General features: G+C 63.7%; 19 protein-coding genes. 4 read left to right on the plus strand and 15 right to left on the minus strand.

Features of this window, described 5'->3' with window-relative positions; all coding sequences use genetic code 11:
* Positions 1–95 precede the first annotated feature (95 nt).
* Together ACR9ZN_RS30220 and ACR9ZN_RS30225 are read right to left on the minus strand one after the other, a co-directional pair.
* Positions 96–578 carry a peroxiredoxin gene (locus ACR9ZN_RS30220; protein WP_434955303.1) on the minus strand — a complete coding sequence of 161 codons (483 nt, stop codon included), beginning with the start codon at positions 576–578 and terminating at the stop codon, positions 96–98.
* A 27-nt stretch (positions 579–605) separates the two neighbouring features.
* Complete coding sequence (locus ACR9ZN_RS30225) at positions 606–1,436, minus strand: protein-disulfide reductase DsbD domain-containing protein (protein ID WP_481273967.1); 831 nt, start codon at positions 1,434–1,436, stop codon at positions 606–608.
* Positions 1,437–1,609: 173 nt separating this feature from the next.
* Between ACR9ZN_RS30225 and ACR9ZN_RS30230 the strand changes: the two genes are divergently transcribed.
* Complete coding sequence (locus ACR9ZN_RS30230) at positions 1,610–2,221, plus strand: YqgE/AlgH family protein (RefSeq protein ID WP_434955305.1); 612 nt, start codon at positions 1,610–1,612, stop codon at positions 2,219–2,221.
* Between the two features lie 131 nt (positions 2,222–2,352).
* Positions 2,353–2,835: a transposase gene (locus tag ACR9ZN_RS30235; RefSeq protein ID WP_454813072.1), complete on the plus strand. Its 483-nt coding sequence runs from the start codon at positions 2,353–2,355 to the stop codon at positions 2,833–2,835.
* A 125-nt stretch (positions 2,836–2,960) separates the two neighbouring features.
* Here ACR9ZN_RS30235 and ACR9ZN_RS30240 read toward each other — a convergent pair whose 3' ends face one another.
* Complete coding sequence (locus ACR9ZN_RS30240) at positions 2,961–5,843, minus strand: EAL domain-containing protein (protein ID WP_434959597.1); 2,883 nt, start codon at positions 5,841–5,843, stop codon at positions 2,961–2,963.
* Between the two features lie 396 nt (positions 5,844–6,239).
* On the opposite strand from ACR9ZN_RS30240, the gene ACR9ZN_RS30245 reads away from it, so the two are divergent.
* On the plus strand, positions 6,240–7,115 hold the full coding sequence (locus ACR9ZN_RS30245) for a UTP--glucose-1-phosphate uridylyltransferase (RefSeq protein WP_454813074.1): 876 nt from the start codon (positions 6,240–6,242) through the stop codon (positions 7,113–7,115).
* Positions 7,116–7,191: 76 nt separating this feature from the next.
* On the opposite strand, the gene ACR9ZN_RS30250 is transcribed toward ACR9ZN_RS30245, so the two are convergent.
* From ACR9ZN_RS30250 to coxB, 12 genes are all read right to left on the minus strand, one after another.
* Positions 7,192–7,584 (minus strand): cupin domain-containing protein, encoded by a 393-nt coding sequence (locus ACR9ZN_RS30250; RefSeq protein WP_481273968.1) that lies wholly within the window; start codon positions 7,582–7,584, stop codon positions 7,192–7,194.
* Positions 7,585–7,757: 173 nt separating this feature from the next.
* Positions 7,758–8,345, minus strand: coding sequence for a GNAT family N-acetyltransferase (locus tag ACR9ZN_RS30255; RefSeq protein WP_434955309.1), 588 nt, complete (start codon positions 8,343–8,345; stop codon positions 7,758–7,760).
* Between the two features lie 10 nt (positions 8,346–8,355).
* Positions 8,356–9,612 carry a M16 family metallopeptidase gene (locus ACR9ZN_RS30260; protein ID WP_454813076.1) on the minus strand — a complete coding sequence of 419 codons (1,257 nt, stop codon included), beginning with the start codon at positions 9,610–9,612 and terminating at the stop codon, positions 8,356–8,358.
* Positions 9,609–11,021 (minus strand): threonine synthase, encoded by a 1,413-nt coding sequence (thrC, locus tag ACR9ZN_RS30265; protein ID WP_481273969.1) that lies wholly within the window; start codon positions 11,019–11,021, stop codon positions 9,609–9,611. The genes ACR9ZN_RS30260 and thrC overlap by 4 nt, the downstream gene beginning before the upstream one ends.
* A 234-nt stretch (positions 11,022–11,255) precedes the next feature.
* Positions 11,256–12,011 (minus strand): SURF1 family protein, encoded by a 756-nt coding sequence (locus ACR9ZN_RS30270; protein ID WP_481273970.1) that lies wholly within the window; start codon positions 12,009–12,011, stop codon positions 11,256–11,258.
* Positions 12,008–12,385 carry a DUF983 domain-containing protein gene (locus tag ACR9ZN_RS30275; protein ID WP_434955313.1) on the minus strand — a complete coding sequence of 126 codons (378 nt, stop codon included), beginning with the start codon at positions 12,383–12,385 and terminating at the stop codon, positions 12,008–12,010. Before ACR9ZN_RS30275 ends, ACR9ZN_RS30270 begins: the two co-directional genes overlap by 4 nt.
* 165 nt (positions 12,386–12,550) lie before the next feature.
* Positions 12,551–13,387 carry a cytochrome c oxidase subunit 3 gene (locus tag ACR9ZN_RS30280; RefSeq protein WP_434955314.1) on the minus strand — a complete coding sequence of 279 codons (837 nt, stop codon included), beginning with the start codon at positions 13,385–13,387 and terminating at the stop codon, positions 12,551–12,553.
* Positions 13,388–13,418: 31 nt separating this feature from the next.
* Positions 13,419–14,036: a cytochrome c oxidase assembly protein gene (locus ACR9ZN_RS30285; RefSeq protein WP_434955315.1), complete on the minus strand. Its 618-nt coding sequence runs from the start codon at positions 14,034–14,036 to the stop codon at positions 13,419–13,421.
* A 1-nt stretch (position 14,037) separates the two neighbouring features.
* On the minus strand, positions 14,038–14,283 hold the full coding sequence (locus ACR9ZN_RS30290) for a hypothetical protein (RefSeq protein WP_434955316.1): 246 nt from the start codon (positions 14,281–14,283) through the stop codon (positions 14,038–14,040).
* Entirely contained in the window at positions 14,280–15,203 is a 924-nt protein-coding gene (gene cyoE / locus ACR9ZN_RS30295) for a heme o synthase (protein ID WP_454816698.1), read from the minus strand. Before cyoE ends, ACR9ZN_RS30290 begins: the two co-directional genes overlap by 4 nt.
* Before the next feature lie 170 nt (positions 15,204–15,373).
* Entirely contained in the window at positions 15,374–17,005 is a 1,632-nt protein-coding gene (gene ctaD / locus ACR9ZN_RS30300) for a cytochrome c oxidase subunit I (RefSeq protein WP_434955317.1), read from the minus strand.
* 33 nt (positions 17,006–17,038) lie between these two features.
* Positions 17,039–17,881 (minus strand): cytochrome c oxidase subunit II, encoded by an 843-nt coding sequence (gene coxB / locus ACR9ZN_RS30305; protein WP_441772848.1) that lies wholly within the window; start codon positions 17,879–17,881, stop codon positions 17,039–17,041.
* A 390-nt stretch (positions 17,882–18,271) separates the two neighbouring features.
* On the opposite strand from coxB, the gene ACR9ZN_RS30310 reads away from it, so the two are divergent.
* Complete coding sequence (locus tag ACR9ZN_RS30310; RefSeq protein ID WP_454816700.1) at positions 18,272–18,844, plus strand: invasion associated locus B family protein; 573 nt, start codon at positions 18,272–18,274, stop codon at positions 18,842–18,844.
* Positions 18,845–18,861 lie beyond the last annotated feature (17 nt).

The following is an 18,861-nucleotide window of genomic DNA, read 5'->3' on the forward strand; positions in this document are numbered from 1 at the left end:
GGCCGGCCTTCTCAGCTCCATCGAGAGATGGAGGGGGGCCGGCCTCTTTCCGAAGGCATGGTGTTTCTATGCCGGTCCGAAGGCACACCGAGCGATCAGATCGCCCCGAGCAGCGTGTCGGCGCCGGAAATGTCGAGCTTGCCGCCATCATCGAGGTTGAGCACCTTCACCACGCCGTCATCGACCAGCATGGCATAGCGCTGCGAGCGCACGCCCAAGCCTGCCGCGACCCGGTCGAGTTCCATGCCGGTCGCCTTGGCGAAGTCGCCGCTGCCGTCGGCGAGGAATTCGATCTTGCCGAGGCCACCCGTGGCCTTGGCCCAGGCCTGCATGACGAAGGCGTCGTTGACCGCGGTCACCGCCACCGTATCGATGCCCTTGGCCTTGAAGGCATCGTAATGCTCCAGATAGCCCGGCAGATGATTGCGGTGGCAGGTGGGGGTGAAGGCGCCGGGAACGGCGAACAGCACCACCTTCTTGCCGCCGAAGATGTCGGCGGTGCTCTTGGGCTCTGGCATGTCCTGCGTCACCGCACGGAAGGTCACATCGGGGAGTTTGTCGCCGGGCTTGATCGTCACTGATATCTCCATTGCGATGACGAGAGTCTACGGCAACCGATATAGGCTTTCGATGCCTGCCTCGCCAGTCGAGAGCGTGAAGCGCAGTTCGTTTCCGGCGATGGTCGCGCCTTTCGGCAGGCCCTCGAGCGGCAGCACGAAGCGCTGGGGATTGGCCTTGTCGGCATCATCAGCCGGCTCCGGCATGGGCAGGTACCACTTCATCGGCCCTTCCACGAACAAAGCGGAGGAGGAGGGAGCCGTTACGTCGATGGTCAGGCGCGCCGGGTTGGTCGAGGTGTCGAGGCGGATCTGTTTCACGGCGAGGGGAGCGGCCGCGCCGATCTCCTGTGATACCGGTACTTTCTTCAAGGCTTGCGCGATCTCGGCGCTGCCTCCCCCTTCCGCAGGCGTGCCGGGCGAAAGGGTGATGTCGGCATTGCCCTTGGCGGGGACGCAGATCGTCTTGCAGGCGGCATAGTCGAGGCCGAGTGCCAGCTTGACGGGCTTGGTCGGATCGATCGCGCTGACCTTGAGAGGCAGCACGACCTCATCGTGATAGACGGCCGACGATGCGCCCTCCTGGTCGTAGCGGCTCGGCGCCGGCCAGAGCACCGTCACCTCGCGGAGATTTTCCGATCTGGACCAGTCGAAAGTCGGGGGAATTCCGGCATCGCCCGGATTGCGCCAATAGGTCTTCCAACCGGGCGCGAGCTGGATTTCAAGGCCCGCCAGGCCCTCCGGATGGGCTTGTCCCGGCAGCAGCCGGATCACGGCTTCCGGATCGGACTGGTTCGGATCCGATTGGCCGGCAAGGGCTGGCTGGCCGAGCCCGGCGAGAAGCCAGGCGAGAGCAGGAAGGGCAAGACGGCTGAACATTCGGATAGCTTGCGGCTCCAAGGAGAGATTATCGGCAGACGGATAACTACGAATGGTCAATAGCGCCATGCACGAAGGCGTGACACTCTTGTGAGGCTCGCCTTTGGCGCTTCGCCCAGGTTGGCCAAATTTATGCCTTAACAAAGCCGATACGATACGGCACGATCATGTCCATGACAGGCTACATTCCATTCGGCAGCGATTCATCCGGCGGTTTCCTCGACGGTAAAATGCTCGTGGCCACGCCGTCCATGCAGGATGAGCGCTTCGCCCGCACGGTGATCTACATCTGTGCGCATTCGTCCGATGGTGCCATGGGCATCGTGGTCAACCAGCCGGCCAAGAACATTCGCTTTCCGGACCTGCTCAAGCAACTCGGCGTCATCGACGGCGTCTCGGACATGCGGGCGCCGAGGGGCGCGCCGATCCGTATCGTCAATGGCGGGCCGGTCGAGTCCGGGCGGGGATTCGTGCTCCACACCAACGACGTCTTCATCGACAATTCGACCATGCCGATCGAGGACAATATCTGCCTGACCGCGACGCTCGACATCCTGCGCAGCATCGCCATCGGCGAGGGGCCGGAACAGGCCTTGCTGGCGCTGGGCTATGCCGGCTGGGGCGCCGGGCAGCTCGAGCGCGAAATCCAGGCCAATGGCTGGCTGCATTGCGATGCCGATCCCGGGCTGCTGTTCGACGATCAGGTCGCGACCAAATATACGCGGGCGCTGCGCAAGCTCGGCATCGAGCCCGGCCTGTTTTCGCGGGATGCCGGCCACGCGTAGATGCGGTCCGGCCACGCCTGATCTTGGAGCGCGGACATCGCCCCATGACTTCATGGGGCGATGTCCGCGCTTGATCCTCAACCGGTGCAAGATGCCTCCAGGGAAGCTCCCTGGCGGAGAAGAAACATCCGTTGCGGCCCGAAGTAGAGTGGCATTCCCGAGGGTATCTCCCGCATTGGGAGGCTGGTGAGCACCCGCAAAGCATTAGCTTCCGCCTTGCGGATTCCCTGCCTGCCGAACTGCTGAATCGCTGGGCGCAGGATCTGAAAGCATCCGAGTGCGGACCTGATTCAATCGAGCAGCGCCGGCGCTACGAGGAGGCGCTGGATAAGGGGCATGGGGAGGCTTTGCTGACCCGTCCGGATATTGGCTCTATCGTGCCGCACGCGCTATCCGCCATCGTTCATTCCTGGAAATCCTTCACGGCACTTCGGATCAATCGCACGCTGGGACGACACGGCATGCTCTGGTTTCCCGAATATTTTGATCGTCGGATCAGGGACGAGAGCCATTTTGAACGTGCGCTTCACTACATTGAGACCAACGCAGTCACAGCCGGATTGTGTGCCCAGGCCGAGGATTGGCCTCATTCGAGTGCGGCCCGCTCAACATAAAGCAAGAGGGGCGAGTTCTGAGACACGCCAAGGAGGCCACCGATTGCGGATTTGGCGGAACCGGCGAGATTCCAGAGCGGACATCGCCCCATGAAGTCACGGGGCTGCGACGTCCGCGCTCCGGATTACGCTCTCAGTCGTATCGGGCCGGCGATCAGCCTGCGGGCTTCTTCCGCCGTGACGGGATCGCCGAAGGCTTCGCCCTGGGCGAACTGGCAGCCGAGCTCGCCGAGCTCCTCCGCGTCGTTGTCGGCCTCGGCACCATCGGCGATGATCTCCATGCCGAGGTCGCCCGCCATGGCGATGATCGAGCGCAGGATCACCGGGCGACCGCGCTCGCCTTCCTTCACGAAGCTCGGATCGATCTTGAGCATGTCGAAGGGAAAGCGTTGCAGATAGGACAGGCTGGAATAGCCGGTGCCGAAGCCATCCATGGCGAGGCCGACGCCAAGATCGCTGAGCTGGGCCAGGATCTGTGCACCATATTCGGGATTTTCCATCACCAGGCTCTCGGAGACCTCGAGCTTGAGCGAGCCGCGCTCGATGCCTGCCCGCGCCATCACCGCCTTGATGTCCTGGACGAGGTCCTGGCGCAGCAATTGCCGGCTGGAGATGTTGACCATGCCGAACAGCGGCGGCTCGACCTCGACGAGGCGCTGCCAGATCGACAGCTGGCGAGCGGTGCGGTCGAGCACGAACAGGCCGACATCGACGATCAGCCCCGTCTCTTCGGCCATGGCGTTGAATTCCCCCGGCGGCAGGCGGCCGAGCTTGGGATGCTCCCAGCGCACGATCGCCTCGAAGCCGGCAATGGTGCGATCCTGCAGGCGCACTACCGGCTGGAACAGCACTTTCAGCTCGTCGCGTTCGATCGCCCGCCGGAGATCGGCTTCGAGGGAAGAGCGATCCGGCCGTTCGACCCGCATGGCTGCCCGGAAGATCTCGATGCGATCGCCGCCGATCTTCTTGGCGTTGTACATGGCGATCTCGGCATCCTTGATCAGCTCGTCCGCCTTCACCGGGGCCTGGGGATCAAACATCGCTACGCCGATCGAGGCGGTGAGGAAGATTTCGCGGTCGGCCACGGCGATGGGCGCGCGCAGCGAACGGCGGATCGACTCGGCGAAGGCCGAGATGCGTTCCGGGTCGGGTTCCGACATGAGAAGCACGCCGAACTGATCGCCGAAGATGCGGCAGACGCTGTCGCGGGGCTTCATCAGGCGTGAAAGCCGACGCGACACCGTCAGCAGGATCGAATCGCCGACCGAATGGCCGACGGCGTCATTGACCTGCTTGTAGCGGTCGAGGTCGAGGATCAGCACGGTCGGCTTGGTGGTACCGTCCTGCCTGGCCTGGACCAATGCTGCTTCCAGCCGGTCGGTGAAGAGCTCGCGGTTGGGCAGGCCGGTCAGGTTGTCGCGCACGGCGTCGTGCAACAGGCGCTCCTCGGCCGTCTTCTGCTCGGTGACGTCGGAGACGGTGCCGACGCAGCGCACCACTTCGCCGTCCGAGCCCACCACGGGCCGGGCCTTGAGGTTGAGCCACATATAGTGGCCGTCGGCGGCGCGGATGCGGAAATCCAGGCTGACGCGGCCGCGGCGCTGGTCGATCACCGCGTCGAGGGCGGTGCGGAAGCGATCGCGATCGAAGATGTGGACGAGCTCGAGCCATTCGCTGGCCGGTCCGTCGAGGGCGCCGGGGGCGACGCCGAGCAACTGGTCCGCCTCCGGGCTGACATAGATGCGATCGGCCGGCACGTCCCAGTCCCAGACCACGTCGCCCGAGCCGGTGAGGGCGAGGGCCTTGCGTTCGGTATCGGTCATCAGCCCGGGTGCAAAGGCACTGCCGGCGAAAGCGTGCTGCATCACCGTGAAGCCAATCAGCATCACCACCAGCACGAGGCCGCCGGTGAGGGCCGGCTGCACCAGGTCGTTGGTGAGATGGCCCATGATGGTCAATCCCGCCGCCGCCACCCAGCCCAGCAGCAAGGTCCAGGTGGGTATCAGCATCACGGCCCGGTCATAGCCGTAGAAGGCCAGCAGCAGGATGATCAAGAGGCCGACGACGGCGAGAGTGGCGATGGAGATGCGGGCGATGCCGGCGGCGACGGGCGCGTTGATCACCGCCAGGCCGACGAGGGTGGCGAGCGCGACCAGCCAGAGCGCCGAGACTACGGAATAGCGCACATGCCAGCGGTTCAGATTGAGATAGGCGAACAGGAAAACGAGGAGCGTTGCCGAGAATACCGCCTCGGCGCCCGCGCGCCACACCCTGTCTCCATCCGGCGGGATGGCGAGGAATTTGTGCAGGAAGCCGAAATCGATGGCGAGATAGGCCAGCACCGCCCAGGCCAGCGCGGCGGCGGCGGGGAACATCGCCGTGCCCTTCACCACGAAGGCAATGGTGAGGAACAAGGCGAGCAGGCCGGCAATGCCGAGCACGATGCCCTTGTAGAGGGTGAGCGAGTTGACCTTGTCCTTATAGGCATCGGGATCCCACAAGAAGAGCTGGGGCAGCTTGGTGGTACGCAACTCGGCCACGAAGGTCACACGTGAGCCCGGATCCAGTGTAACCCGGAAGACGTCGGCGTCGTCATCCTCCTGCCGTTCGGGCTGGAAGCCCTGGCTGGGCGTGATTTCCGCGATGCGCGAGGCGCCGAGATCCGGCCAGACCAGCCCGGAGCCGACCAGGCGGAAATGCGGCGCCACCACGATGCGGTCGATCTGCTCGTCGGTGGTGTTGGCGAGGGCGAACACGATCCAATGCGGATTGGTTCCCGGCTGCTTCGAGCGCACTTCGATACGGCGCACGATGCCATCGGCGCCCGGCGCGGTCTGGATCTGGATGCGGTCACCCTGGCTGGAATAGTTTTCGACAGCGGGCAACAGGTCGATGGCATCGACCTCACCGTTGACGTCAACCGGCTCCAGGGCATGCGCAACGCCGCCGACCATTGCCATGACGAGCATCATGACCACAGAGGCTGCGACGACGCGAATGAACTGCAACATACGATCTCCAGCCAGGCTTCCCGACGCCCCCTTGCGCGGGTCCTGGTTCATCTCTCTTCGAAGGGCCTGCCCACCTGCCACTCAATTGTGTCGAGAAGCAGTAGCCAGCAATGTGAAATTGGGCAAGCTGCACCGGTCGGATTCCTGTTGGCGGAATGATCTGGATGGTGAATGCGATCTCCATGCCCCTCGTCACATCCGGGCTCCAACGGGCAGAAATCGGTGGGAAGTTGGGGGCGATTTCGAATCCACCTCATTTTTGACGCTTGGGGCAGGCAAGGGCGAGATTGCTGCAAGGCCAGACTCTGAGTAGGGTCTCTTAAACCGTTCCTTCATCCGAGGGGGCAATAAGAACAATCAACCTTCCCCAAGGGCATGTATCAAAGGTTTCCAATGACGCGCATTCGCAAAGCTGTATTTCCCGTCGCCGGCCTCGGCACGCGCTTTCTGCCTGCCACGAAGTCGGTGCCCAAGGAGATGCTCACCGTGGTGGACAAACCCGTCATCCAGCATGTGGTGGATGAAGCCCGCGAAGCCGGCATCGAGCACTTCATTTTCGTGACCGGCCGCAACAAGGGTGTGATCGAGGATCATTTCGACATTGCCTTCGAACTCGACGCCACGCTCAAGGAGCGCGGCAAGATGGAGGCCTATGAAGAATTGCAGCGTTCGCTGCCGGGGGCGGGCCAGACCAGCTTCACGCGCCAGCAGGCGCCGCTCGGCCTCGGCCACGCCGTCTGGTGTGCCCGCGAGATCGTCGGGCGCGAGCCCTTCGCCCTGCTGCTGCCCGACATGCTGCATCACGGCAAGGGCAAGGGATGCCTTGCCGAGATGGTGGAGGCCTATGACAAGGTCGGCGGCAACCACATCGCTGTGTTCGAGGCGCCGGAGGATCAGACCCATCAGTACGGCATCGTCGGCAAGGGCGACAGCGTCGGCGGCAACGCCTTCGAGATCACCCAGATGGTGGAAAAGCCGAAGAAGGGCACGGCGCCGTCCAACCTGGCGGTCTCCGGCCGCTACATCCTGCAGCCGGAGATCTTCGATCTCCTGGAAAAGCAGGAGCGTGGCGCGGGCGGCGAAATCCAGCTCACCGATTCCATGCTGAAGCTGGCCCAGGGGCAGAAGTTCTACGGGTCGGTGTTCAAAGGCCGCATCTACGACACCGGCATGAAGATCGGCTTCCTGACCGCCAATGTCGCCTATGCGCTCGAGCGCGAGGGGCTGGGCGACGAGCTGAGGGCGGAATTGAAGGCCTTGCTGGGCTGACAAGGTTTTGAATGAAATGGCCCGGGAAACCGGGCCATTTTCCTGGGCGCGGACATCATGGCGACGATATCCGGGTTCAATCGGGAAAGTCGTAGACCACGTCCGAAAAGCGCCCGGTCGGGAAGACATAGAAGAGCCGGAGTTCGGTATCGAGCTCATTGCGCAGCGAATGCCAGGCATTGCCGGGAATGAAGATCGCCGCTCCCTTGCCGACGAGGCTTTCTGTGCCATCGACCGTGAGCACGCCGCTGCCTTCCAGGATGAGATAGACCTCCGCTTCGACATGGCGGTGCGGCGGATTGCTGCCGCCGGGCGGCAGGATGGCGATCCCTGCGCTGAGGCTGTCCGTCGGCGTGATATCCGCGCTGAACAAAGTGTGCCAGGCCACGCTTCCTTTGGCAGGATCGTCCCAGGCTTCCCGCGGCCGCTCCTCAGCTCGGGTGATGACAGTCCGAGATCCCGTGATCATGTTGCTCTCCGCGCGGTGATGCCCTGAAATTATACCAGATCGCCTTGGGGTCGAATCTTCCTGGGAGCGCGGACATACTGTCCGCTCTTTGAAAACGCGACGGTCGCAAAAGGAAAAGCGGACATCGCGACATGAAGGCATGTCGCTGGGATGTCCGCTCTCCGGGAAAGACGTTACCGGATCTCGTCACCCGACAGGATGGCGTAGAGCAGATGGTCGCGCCAGGCGCCGGCGATGCACAGATAGGAGCGGGCATAGCCCTCGCGGATGAAGCCGACGCGCTCCAGCAACCGGATCGAAGGGGCATTCTCCGGCAAGCAGGCGGCTTCGACACGGCGCAGGCGCAGCGTGCCGAAGGCATAGGGTAGCAAAGCGCGCACGGCGTCGCTCATCAGGCCCTGGCCGGCATGGGCCTCACCCATCCAGTAGCCGAGCGAACCGGTTTGCGCCACGCCGCGGCGAATCTGGCCGAGCGTGAGGCCGCCGACCAGCGCGCCGTCGCTCGAACGGAAAATGAAAAAGGGATAGGCGGCATCCGCCCTCGCGTCCTGGCCATAGCGCTTGATCCGGGCTCGAAAGGCCGGGCGCGTCAGGTCATTGGGCGGCCAGGTCGGTTCCCAGGGGCGCAGGAATTCCCGGCTTGCGCCGCGCAGGGCGGCCCAGGCCTCGAAGTCGCGCATTTCCGGGGCCCGCAGCTCCACCTTCTCGCCCCGAACCGGCGGCAGTACGTCGGCGAAGGAGAAGGGGCGGAGGAAGGACATTCTTTGCTCGTCAGGCCAGATGGGCACGGATCTTATCGAGACGGGGCAGTTTCCTGACCGGTCCGAGGGCTGTCAGGGTCGGCGACGATGCCAGTACGGCTTCGCCCGCCTTGCGCACGTCCTCTGCCGTAACAGCATCGATCCTGGCAATCAGTTCGGCCGGCGGCAGAGGGCGCCCCCAGATCAGCATATGGCGGGCCATCTGTTCGGCCCGCATGGCCGAGGATTCGAGCGCCATCAAGAGGCCCGCTTTCATCTGCGCCTTGGCGCGGGCGATCTCAGCCTCGGTGGGCGCGGAGGCGGCAGCGGCCACCGTATCCAGGATCACGGGCACGAGATCCTTGAGTTCACCGGCGCCGGCGCCCGCGGAAATGCCGAAAATCCCGGTATCCGCATAGCCCCACTGGAAGGCATAGACCGAATAGCACAGGCCCCGTTTTTCACGGACCTCCTGGAACAGGCGAGAGGACATGCCGCCCCCGACCAGGTTGGTGAAGATGCCCAGCGCCGGGCTCAAGGCGTCCCGGTAGGACCGGCCGGCAAAGCCGATCAGCACATTGGCCTGCTCGTGATCGGTCTCGACGACATCTTCGCCACCCCGATAGACGGCTGGCACCGGCTCCGGACCGCTGCCCTCGGGCAGGCCTGCGAAAAGGCGGGTTGCCTCCTCGACGATGCGCTCATGGTCGACCGCGCCGGCGGCTGATACCACCATGCGGCCGGCTCGGTAATGGGTGTCGAGATAGCTCTGGATCGCCTTGCGGTCGAACGACATTACCGTCTCGGGCGTGCCGAGGATCGGACGGCCGAGGGGTTGGTCCGGAAAGGCCGCCTGGTTGAACATGTCGAAGACCAGATCGTCCGGCGTATCCTCGACGGCACTGATCTCCTGCAGGATGACGTTCTTCTCTCGTGCCAATTCGTCGGCGTCGAAGACGGACTGGGTGAGAATGTCGGCCAGGATGTCGAAACCGAGGCCGACGTCCTCCTTCAGGACCCGGGCATAATAGGCGGTCTGTTCGCCCGACGTAGCGGCGTTGAGTTCGCCGCCGGCGCTTTCGATCTCCTCGGCGATGCGCTTGGCGTCGCGGGTGCGAGTCCCCTTGAAGGCCATGTGCTCGAGCAGATGGGCGAGGCCATGCTCCTTCTCGCCTTCCGAACGGGCACCGGCGCCGGCGAACACGCCAAGCGAGGCGGTCTCGAGCTCGGCCATCGCATCGGTGATGACGGTCAGGCCGGACGGGAGGCGGGTAACCTGCACGCTCATGCGGCTGCGCCCTGGGCTGCGCGGGAATGCTTGCGAACGAAGGCTTCCAGCACCCCAAGATCGTTGGGCAGGACCGTGAAGCGCTCGGGCCGCTCATAGAGATCCGCCAGGGCGTCGGGCAGCTTGGGCTCGATGCCGGAGGCATCCTTGACGGCAGTGGGAAACTTGGCGGGATGGGCGGTGCCGAGTACGACCATGGGCACGCTGCGATCCGGCTCCGCTTTCCAGGCGGCCATCACGCCGACGGCGGTGTGCGGGTCCAGGAGATAGCCGGCGGTACGCCAGATCATGCCGATGGCCTTGGCGACTTCCCTCTCGTCCGCGCGCTCGGCGTCGAATTCCGCACGGATGGCCTCATAGGCACCCTCATCGATCTCGAAGGCGCCGGATTGAGAAAGATTGCCCATCAGGCGGCGCACCTGGCTGGCGTCGCGCCGATAGGCGTCGAAGAGCAGGCGCTCGAAATTGGAGGAAACCTGGATGTCCATCGAGGGGGAGGAGGTCTCCTTTACGCCGCGGGCCTCGTAGACGCCGGTGGCGATGGTGCGCGCGAGGATGTCGTTGACATTGGTGGCGATCAGCAACCGCTCGATCGGCAGGCCCATGCGCTTGGCGACATAGCCGGCGAAGATGTCGCCGAAATTGCCTGTCGGCACCGAGAAGGAAACCTTGCGATGGGGCGCGCCCAGCGCCACCGCCGCGGTGAAATAATAGACGATCTGGGCCACGATGCGGGCCCAGTTGATGGAATTGACGCCGGTCAGGCCAATCTCGTCGCGGAATTCGAGATGGTTGAACATCGCCTTCAACTGCGCCTGGCAATCGTCGAAATTGCCTTCCAGGGCGACGGCGTGCACGTTGGGCGCGTCGATCGTGGTCATCTGGCGGCGCTGCACCTCCGAAACGCGGCCATGCGGATAGAGGATGACGATGTCGACCTGGTCGAGGCCGCGGAAGGCCTCGATGGCGGCACTGCCGGTGTCGCCCGAGGTGGCGCCGACGATGGTGGCGCGCTTGTTGCGGGCCTTCAGGGCGTGATCCATCAGGCGGGCGAGCAATTGCATCGCCACGTCCTTGAAGGCCAGGGTGGGGCCGTGGAACAGCTCCTGCACGAACAGATTGTCGCCGATCTGCACCAGGGGCACGGTGGCAGGATGGTCGAAGCCGGCATAGGCATCCTGGATCATCCGGCGCAATGCCGCCGGCTCGATCTCATCGCCGGCGAAAGGCGCGATCACGGCCTCAGCCACCTGCCAGTAGGGTTTGCCCGCGAAGGAGGCGATCCTGGCATGGGAGAGAACCGGCCAATGCTGCGGCACATAGAGCCCGCCATCGCGGGCAAGGCCGGCGAGGAGAGCGTCGCAAAAGCCGAGGACGGGAGCTTCGCCCCGTGTGGAAACATAGTGCACGGTTCTATCCTTTCGGTGTCGGCGACGCTCCTATGGCAGTGAAGCGCCGTCTTCGACACAAGTCTTCATCCTGTAATCCGCTCGGGCCTGACGGGCAAGGCGCGTATCGCCGCCTCCTGGCCTGCTAGAGCAAAACGCTCCAAATATGAGCGCTTGTTTGCTCTCGCGCTTGGTTCGACGCGTCTTTGCGATTCTTGGTGATTCCGTCCAATCGCAAAATGCTGTGCGCCGCCACTATCGCCCCGGCCGTCGCTTCAGGCGCAGGACGAAGGCGATGTAGACCCCGACCAGGCCGAGAGCGAGGCCGAACCAGGTCAGCGCATATTGCAGATGGTTGTTGGGGAAGGTGAGGATGGTCTCCCCGCCCTGGGGCAGCCCGCCGGGCCCGCTGGCATCGGCATCGATGAAGAAAGGCGCGACGCGGGTCAGGCCCTCGGCCTTGGCGATGCCGGCGATGTCGCGGGTGAACCAGTTGCCCTTGCCGGGGTCGTCAGACGGCGTGAACAGATTGCGGTCCTCGGTCCAGCGGGCCAGGCCTGTGATGGTGACGGGACCTACAATCTGTCCGGCCTGGCGGCCGGCGGGATCCTTGGCGTCCTCGGGCACGAAGCCGCGATTGACCAGGATGGTGGAGCCGTCCGGGCGCAGGAGAGGCGTCAGCACCCAATAGCCGACGCCGCGAAACCGCCCCTTGGCGTCCGGCAGGTTGGTGAAGGACCGAATCTCCTTGGCATGGTCGAAAGTTCCCGCGACCTGCCAATGCTTGTATTCGAGACCGTCCCGCGTCAGGCCGGGCCAATCGGCTTCGGGCGGCGGAGAAACGGGGGCGGCGGTGGTGCGCTCGGCGATTTCCCGCAACAGGCCCTGCTTCCACTGCAGGCGTTCGAGTTGCCAGACCCCGAGCCCTATCAGGAAGGCGCACATCACCAGCATCGAGAGGGTCAGCGCGATGAGCGAGCGCGGGTGTGAGGAAACTGCGGACGTCGTCATTCTTCCAGCCGGCCCTCCGCCGCCTTGTTGGTGTATTGCAGGGCGACCAGCACGCCTTTCATCCAGCGCAGCAGGCCCAGGCAAACGATGAGCGAGAGCGGCAGCCAGAGCACGATGTGCACCCAGACCGGCGGCGAGAAGGTGAATTCGACATAAAGTGCCGCGCCCAGCAGGATGAAGCCGGCCACCAGGATCACCAACACGGCCGGCCCATCGCCCGAATCGGCGAAGCTGTAGTCCAGGCCGCAGGCGCTACAACCAGGCTTGAGGCTGATGAAGCCATCGAAGAGCCTGCCCTGCCCGCAGCGGGGGCATTTGCCGCGCGAGCCTGTCTGGAAGGGCGAAAGCGGCGCGTAATGGTGATCTTGCGGCATCGTGGGAGCCCCAAAAGGAAACGGCCGGGTGACCCCGGCCGCCCCTTTGATCCTAGAGCAAAATGCGTTCAAGTGTGAACGCGTTTTGCTCTAACTCTTTGTTCGGACGCGTCTTTGCGATTCTTGGTGACACCGTAAAATCGCAAAACGCTATGTGAAGGCAGCTCAGCCGTGCACGCCGCCGGGACCATAGCCCCAGATATAGATGCAGGCGAAGAGGAACAGCCAGACCACGTCGACGAAATGCCAGTACCAGGCGGCAAATTCGAAGCCCAGGTGATGGCGTTGGGTGAACTGGCCGAGATTGGCGCGCAGCAGGCAGACCGCCAGGAAGATGGTGCCGACGATCACATGGAAACCATGGAAGCCCGTCGCCATGAAGAAGGTCGAGCCGTAGATGTGGCCCGAGAAGGAGAACGGGGCGTGGGCGTACTCATAGGCCTGGCACAGCGTGAAGATCACGCCAAGGACCACCGTCAGGATCAGGCCGTTCTTCAGGCCCTTCTGGTCGCCTTCGAGCAAGGCATGGTGCGCCCAGGTCACCGTGGTGCCCGAGGTCAGCAGGATCAGCGTGTTGAGCAGCGGCAGGTGCCAGGGATCGAGGGTCTCGATGCCCTTCGGCGGCCAGACGCCTCCCGTCAGGGCTGTGCGGGCGACCTCAGCCGCGTCCCCCGGGAAGAGGGCGACGTCGAAATAGGCCCAGAACCAGGCGACGAAGAACATCACTTCCGAGGCGATGAACAGCATCATGCCATAGCGATGGTGCAACTGCACGACCGGGGTGTGATCGCCCTCGGACGCTTCCTTGATGACGTCCCACCACCACATCAGCATGGTGTAGAGCACGCCGATCAGGCCGACGCCGAACACCAGCGGGCCATAGGAATATTTATGCATCCAGGTGATCAGGCCGATCGCCAGAACGAAAGCCGCCATCGCGCCGACGAACGGCCACGGGCTCGGATTGACGAGGTGGTAATCATGGTTCTTGGTTTGAGCCATGGTTTTCTCCAGATGCCGGTCGCCCGGGAACTTATAACTGCGGTTTGCTCGAATTGTCGGTTTTCGGTTCGGCCGCCGCGACCGGTGTCACGGGAGGCTTGGCCGGATAGTAGGTATAGGAAAGCGTGATGGTGTGCACACCGGCGAGATAGTCGGCCTTGTCGATGGCGGGATCGACGAAGAAGACCACCGGCAATTCCTGGCTCTCACCCGGACCCAGCTTCTGGTTGGTGAAGCAGAAGCACTGGATCTTGGAGAAATAGGCACCTGTTTCCTGCGGCGTCACATTGTAGGCCGCCGCGGCATAGGTGGTTTCCGAGGAAAGGTTGGTGATCTTGTAATAGACCGTCTTCACCTCGCCGGCCTTGACCGTCACGGAGCGCTGCTCGGGCTCGAACTTCCAGGGCAGGGCCGGATTGATGTTCGAATCGAAGCGCACCTCGAACGTGCGGTCGAGGACCTGGCTCGGCGCGGTTTCGGCTACGCGCGTGGTGCCCCCGAAGCCGGTGACCTGGCAGAACAGCGTATAGAGCGGCACCGAGGCATAGGCCGCGCCCACCATCGATGCCACGAAGGCGATGCAGGACACCGCAATCACGCCATTGCTGACCTTGGGGCGGGGAGGAGGGGTGTCGGGCATTCCGGTCATCCTAGAAGCCCTTGTCCAGAACACCGGGGCCTTTGACGAAGCTCACGGCATAAACGAGCAGGACGAAGGCGATCAGGGCGGCGGCGATCGCGATGGAGCGCCAATGCAGTTTGCGGGCCTGGTCAGGCGGCAACTGCCCCACCCAACTGTCCCGTGGTGGGCGCTGAAAGGCGAGGGGACGGAACAGGATGATCAGCAGCAGGATGATCAGCGCCGGTCCGACGAACCACAGATGATGCGCCATCATGCCAGTATCCTCATCACCAGGGCCTCGCCGAGCAGACAGGCGAACAGCACGAACAGATAGAGGATGGAATAGCCGAACATGCGCTTGGCCGGTCCCATGTCGTCGGGCTTGCGCCAGATGTCGACGGCCAGCCACAGCATGCCGAGACCGCCCAGCCCCGCGACCACGCCGTAGCTCCAATGCGCATAGCCGAGCAGCCAGGGAAGCATGCCGATCGGGGCGAGCAGCACTGTGTAGATCAGGATCTGGCGCCGGGTCTCGCGGGCTCCGGCCACCACGGGAAGCATCGGCACGCCGGCCTTCTCGTAGTCGCCCGACTTGAACAGGGCCAGCGCCCAGAAGTGCGGTGGCGTCCACATGAAGATCAGGGCGAAGAGCACGAGGCTTTCCACCGTGACGGTGCCTGTCACGGCCGCATAGGCCACGACAGGGGGAAGGGCACCTGCGGCGCCGCCGATGACGATGTTCTGCACCGTCCAGCGCTTCAGCCACATCGTGTAGACGACGACGTAGAAGAAGATGGTGAAGGCCAGCAGGCCGGCGGCGAGGAAATTGGTGAAGACGGCGAGCGCCAGCACCGACAGGCCGGACAGGATGATGCCGAAGGCAAGCGCTTCGCCGGGACTGACTCGGCCTGATGGTACGGGCCGGTTGCGGGTGCGCGACATCACCGCATCGATGTCGGCGTCGTACCACATGTTGAGGGCGCCTGAGGCGCCTGCGCCGACGGCTATAGCGATCAGGGCCGCAAGCCCGACGACCGGATGGATATGGGCCGGGGCTACCACCATGCCGGTGAGGGCGGTGAAGACCACCAGCGACATCACGCGCGGCTTGAGCAAGGCCAGGAAATCGCCAACCGACGCGATGCTGATCACGGGGACAGCATCGTCAGCCTCGCCTTGGATGGGCATGCCGATATCGGTCAATGAACGTTCCTTTTCGTCGTGCCGGCTTCAGTGGAAGGCTCTGAGGCCGGTTGCTTGCTCGAACTTTCGCAGAAGGCTCGAGGAAGCAACGGAAATCCGGTGGAGGCGTGAGGGCGGCCGTCGAAGCGGCCGCCCTCACGAAAGCTCATAGTTCGAGGGGCTCAGCGGATGCGGGGCAGCGTCTCGAACTGGTGGAACGGAGGCGGTGAGGACAGCGTCCATTCCAGGGTGGTGGCGCCTTCGCCCCACGGATTGCCGGCGGCCTGCTCCTTACGCACGAAGACTGCGTAGAAATTGATGGCCAGGAACCAGATCACGCCGATGAAGAAAATGAAAGCGCCGAGAGAGGAGACCCAGTTCCAGCCGGCAAAGGCCGGGTTGTAGTCGACGAGGTGGCGGGGCATGCCGGCCAGGCCGAGGAAGTGCTGCGGCATGAACAGCGTGTTGGCGCCGACGAAGGCGATCCAGAAATGCACCTGGCCCATCCAGTCGGGGATGATGTAGCCGAACATCTTCGGGAACCAGTAATACCAGCCGGCGAAGATGGAGAAGACGGCGCCCAGCGACAGCACATAGTGGAAATGCGCCACCACGTAATAGGTGTTGTGCAGCGAGCGGTCGACGCCGGCATTGGCCAGCATCACGCCGGTGACGCCGCCGACGGTGAACAGGAAGATGAAGCCCGTCGCCCATACCATCGGGGTCTTGAAGTCGATCGAGCCGCCCCACATCGTGGCGATCCAGGAGAAGATCTTCACGCCGGTCGGCACTGCGATCACCATGGTGGCGAACACGAAATAGGCCTGCGTGTCGACGTCGAGACCGACGGTATACATGTGGTGAGCCCACACCACGAAGCCGACGACACCGATGGCGACCATGGCGTAGGCCATGCCGAGATAGCCGAAGATCGGCTTGCGCGAGAAGGTCGAGATGATGTGGCTGACGATGCCGAAGCCGGGAAGGATCATGATGTAGACTTCGGGATGACCGAAGAACCAGAACAGATGCATCCACAGGATCGGGTCGCCGCCATTGGCCGGATCGAAGAAGGCGGTGCCGAAATTACGGTCCGTCAGCAGCATGGTGATGGCGCCGGCGAGGACCGGCAGCGACAGCAGCAGCAGGAAGGCGGTGATCAGCACGCCCCAGGCGAACAGCGGCATCTTGTGCAGCGTCATGCCCGGTGCGCGCATGTTGAAGATGGTGGTGATGAAGTTGATGGCGCCCAGGATCGAGGACGCGCCGGCCAGATGCAGCGACAGGATGGCGAAGTCCATCGCCGGTCCGGGCGTGCCCTTGAGCGAGGACATCGGCGGGTAGGCCGTCCAGCCCGTGCCCACGCCGAGGTCGTCGGCACCGGGGCCGCCGGGCACGAACATCGAGATGAGCAGCAAGCCGAAGGCCGGGATCAGCAGCCAGAAGGAAATGTTGTTCATGCGCGGGAAGGCCATGTCCGGCGCGCCGATCATCAGCGGCACGAACCAGTTGCCGAAACCGCCGATCATCGCGGGCATGACCATGAAGAAGATCATGATCAGGCCATGCGCGGTCACGAACGCATTGAACGTGTAGGGGTTGGTGAAGAATTGCTGGCCCGGATACATCAGTTCCGCGCGCATCGCCACCGACAGGAGGCCGCCAATGACGCCCGCGACCAGCGCGAAGATCAGGTAGAGCGTCCCGATGTCCTTGTGGTTGGTCGAATAGACATAGCGGCGCCAGCCGGTCGGATGATCATGCGCGTCATGGGCATGATCATCATGCGCCGATGCGTTCTGAGCAGTGGCCATCACATTCAATCCTTTAGTCGAGCCGTCAGGCCGTTACTGTACTACGACGGAGGTCGCGGCTGCGACCTTGTCCGGGGCGGCGCCGTTCATTGCAGTCTTCTTGCTGGCCACCCACTTCTGGAATTCCTCGTCGCTCACCACGCGGAAGGCGATCGGCATGAAGGCATGGTCGCGGCCGCACAGGCGCGAGCACTGGCCATAATACATGCCTTCGCGCGTTGCCTTGAACCAGGTCTGGTTCAGTCGGCCGGGAATGGCGTCGACCTTGATGCCGAAGGAGTTCACCGAGAAGGAGTGGATGACGTCGTTGGAAGTGACCTGGACCACCACCGTCTTGTTGACGGGCACGACGACCTCGTTGTCGACCTTGAGCAGGCGCAGCGGGTCGGTCATCGGCAAGTCGCGCACCATGGTGGACGAGAAGGAAATGTCGCCATTGTCGGGATATTCGTAATCCCAGTACCACTGACTGCCGGTCGCCTTGATGGTCAGGTCGGCCTTCGGAATCACTTCCTCCATATAGAGGAGCTTGAACGAAGGCAGGGCGATACACACCAGCACCAGAATCGGCAGCACCGTCCACGCCACTTCGAGGATGGTGTTGTGCGTGACCTTGGAGGGGACCGGATTGGCCTTCTTGTTGAAGCGGACGATCACATAGAGCAGCAGGACCATCACGAAGAGGGTGATGGGAACGATGAACCACATCACATAGGTATGGAACCAGTTGATATATTCCATGACCGGCGTGGCGGGTTCCTGCAGGCCCATCTGCCAGGGCTGCGGCTCGCCGAGGCCGCCCTTGGCTGGCTCTTCGGCGAAGGCCGTGCCGATCATGAGGCCCCACAGCAGCGATGACAGTGCCACCCCGCCCATTTTCTTCCTAGCCTGGAAAGCCATCCGCCTTCTCTCCAATTCCCCGCCGATACGACGCAGCCGATACGGCACGTAGTACGTCACCTGGCTCGTTACCGGTCGGGAGCGCCAATCGCGCAAAACTATCTGGCGCGCAGATTTCACGGATTGGAACTCATGTAAAGCACACGGTCACTCAAAAACCATAATCCACAGCGCATCGCAATGGTTCGACAGCCCCGGTTTGTGCGGCAATTGGGCGCGAAAGCGCCATGATGTGCGGTCAACCTGGGTCTGACGCCGTCGCGGCGCTACGCTTGACAGGCAGGACCCGTCTGCTACCCGTCGCGGCTGAAATCCAAACCGGGCCCGCGGGCCCTGATTCGGCGAGGATGTAACTTGTTGGCACATATGCTGGACCATGCTCTTGCGGCCCGAGGTCTTGCGGCTCGAGGTCTTGCGGCTACGGCGCGCCGCGCCGCCGGCCTCTCCCTGGCGGGCCTGCTCGCAGCTGTCGTGCTCGGCGGTCCCGCCGTGGCGCAGCAGACCGATCAGCTCGGCGTGCTGCGCTCCACGCACGACAATTGGCAGGTGCGCTGCGATACCCCGCCAGGCGCCCAGCAGGAGCAATGCGCCCTGGTGCAGGCGGTCACGGCGTCCGATCGCCCGAACGTGGCCTTGTCGGTGCTGGTGCTGCGCACGGCTGACCAGAAGAGCCGGCTGCTGCGGGTGATCGCGCCGCTCGGCGTGTTGCTGCCTTCCGGCCTCGGCCTTAAGATCGACGGCAAGGATGTCGGCCGCGCCGCCTTCGTGCGCTGCCTGCCGACGGGCTGCCTGGCCGACGTGGTGCTCGACGATTCCCAGATCGGCATGCTGCGCACCGGCAAGGAAGCCACCTTCATCATCTTCCAGACCCCGGAAGAGGGAATCGGCATTCCCCTCACCCTGAAGGGCTTCGGCGAAGGTTTCGACAAGCTGAAGTGACGTCGAGCTGCCGCCAA

The sequence above is a fragment of the Labrys sp. HAY1-8F genome (assembly GCF_056754975.1).

What these genes read in the sequence shown, in the direction of transcription:
- ACR9ZN_RS30225 (WP_481273967.1), bottom strand. Translation starts at nt 1,436, where the DNA reads ATGTTCAGCCGTCTTGCCCTTCCTGCTCTCGCCTGGCTTCTCGCCGGG.
- ACR9ZN_RS30230 (WP_434955305.1), top strand. Translation starts at nt 1,610, where the DNA reads ATGACAGGCTACATTCCATTCGGCAGCGATTCATCCGGCGGTTTCCTC.
- ACR9ZN_RS30245 (WP_454813074.1), top strand. Translation starts at nt 6,240, where the DNA reads ATGACGCGCATTCGCAAAGCTGTATTTCCCGTCGCCGGCCTCGGCACG.
- ACR9ZN_RS30250 (WP_481273968.1), bottom strand. Translation starts at nt 7,584, where the DNA reads ATGATCACGGGATCTCGGACTGTCATCACCCGAGCTGAGGAGCGGCCG.
- ACR9ZN_RS30255 (WP_434955309.1), bottom strand. Translation starts at nt 8,345, where the DNA reads ATGTCCTTCCTCCGCCCCTTCTCCTTCGCCGACGTACTGCCGCCGGTT.
- ACR9ZN_RS30260 (WP_454813076.1), bottom strand. Translation starts at nt 9,612, where the DNA reads ATGAGCGTGCAGGTTACCCGCCTCCCGTCCGGCCTGACCGTCATCACC.
- ACR9ZN_RS30270 (WP_481273970.1), bottom strand. Translation starts at nt 12,011, where the DNA reads ATGACGACGTCCGCAGTTTCCTCACACCCGCGCTCGCTCATCGCGCTG.
- ACR9ZN_RS30275 (WP_434955313.1), bottom strand. Translation starts at nt 12,385, where the DNA reads ATGCCGCAAGATCACCATTACGCGCCGCTTTCGCCCTTCCAGACAGGC.
- ACR9ZN_RS30280 (WP_434955314.1), bottom strand. Translation starts at nt 13,387, where the DNA reads ATGGCTCAAACCAAGAACCATGATTACCACCTCGTCAATCCGAGCCCG.
- ACR9ZN_RS30285 (WP_434955315.1), bottom strand. Translation starts at nt 14,036, where the DNA reads ATGACCGGAATGCCCGACACCCCTCCTCCCCGCCCCAAGGTCAGCAAT.
- ACR9ZN_RS30290 (WP_434955316.1), bottom strand. Translation starts at nt 14,283, where the DNA reads ATGATGGCGCATCATCTGTGGTTCGTCGGACCGGCGCTGATCATCCTG.
- ctaD (WP_434955317.1), bottom strand. Translation starts at nt 17,005, where the DNA reads ATGGCCACTGCTCAGAACGCATCGGCGCATGATGATCATGCCCATGAC.
- coxB (WP_441772848.1), bottom strand. Translation starts at nt 17,881, where the DNA reads ATGGGCGGGGTGGCACTGTCATCGCTGCTGTGGGGCCTCATGATCGGC.
- ACR9ZN_RS30310 (WP_454816700.1), top strand. Translation starts at nt 18,272, where the DNA reads ATGCTGGACCATGCTCTTGCGGCCCGAGGTCTTGCGGCTCGAGGTCTT.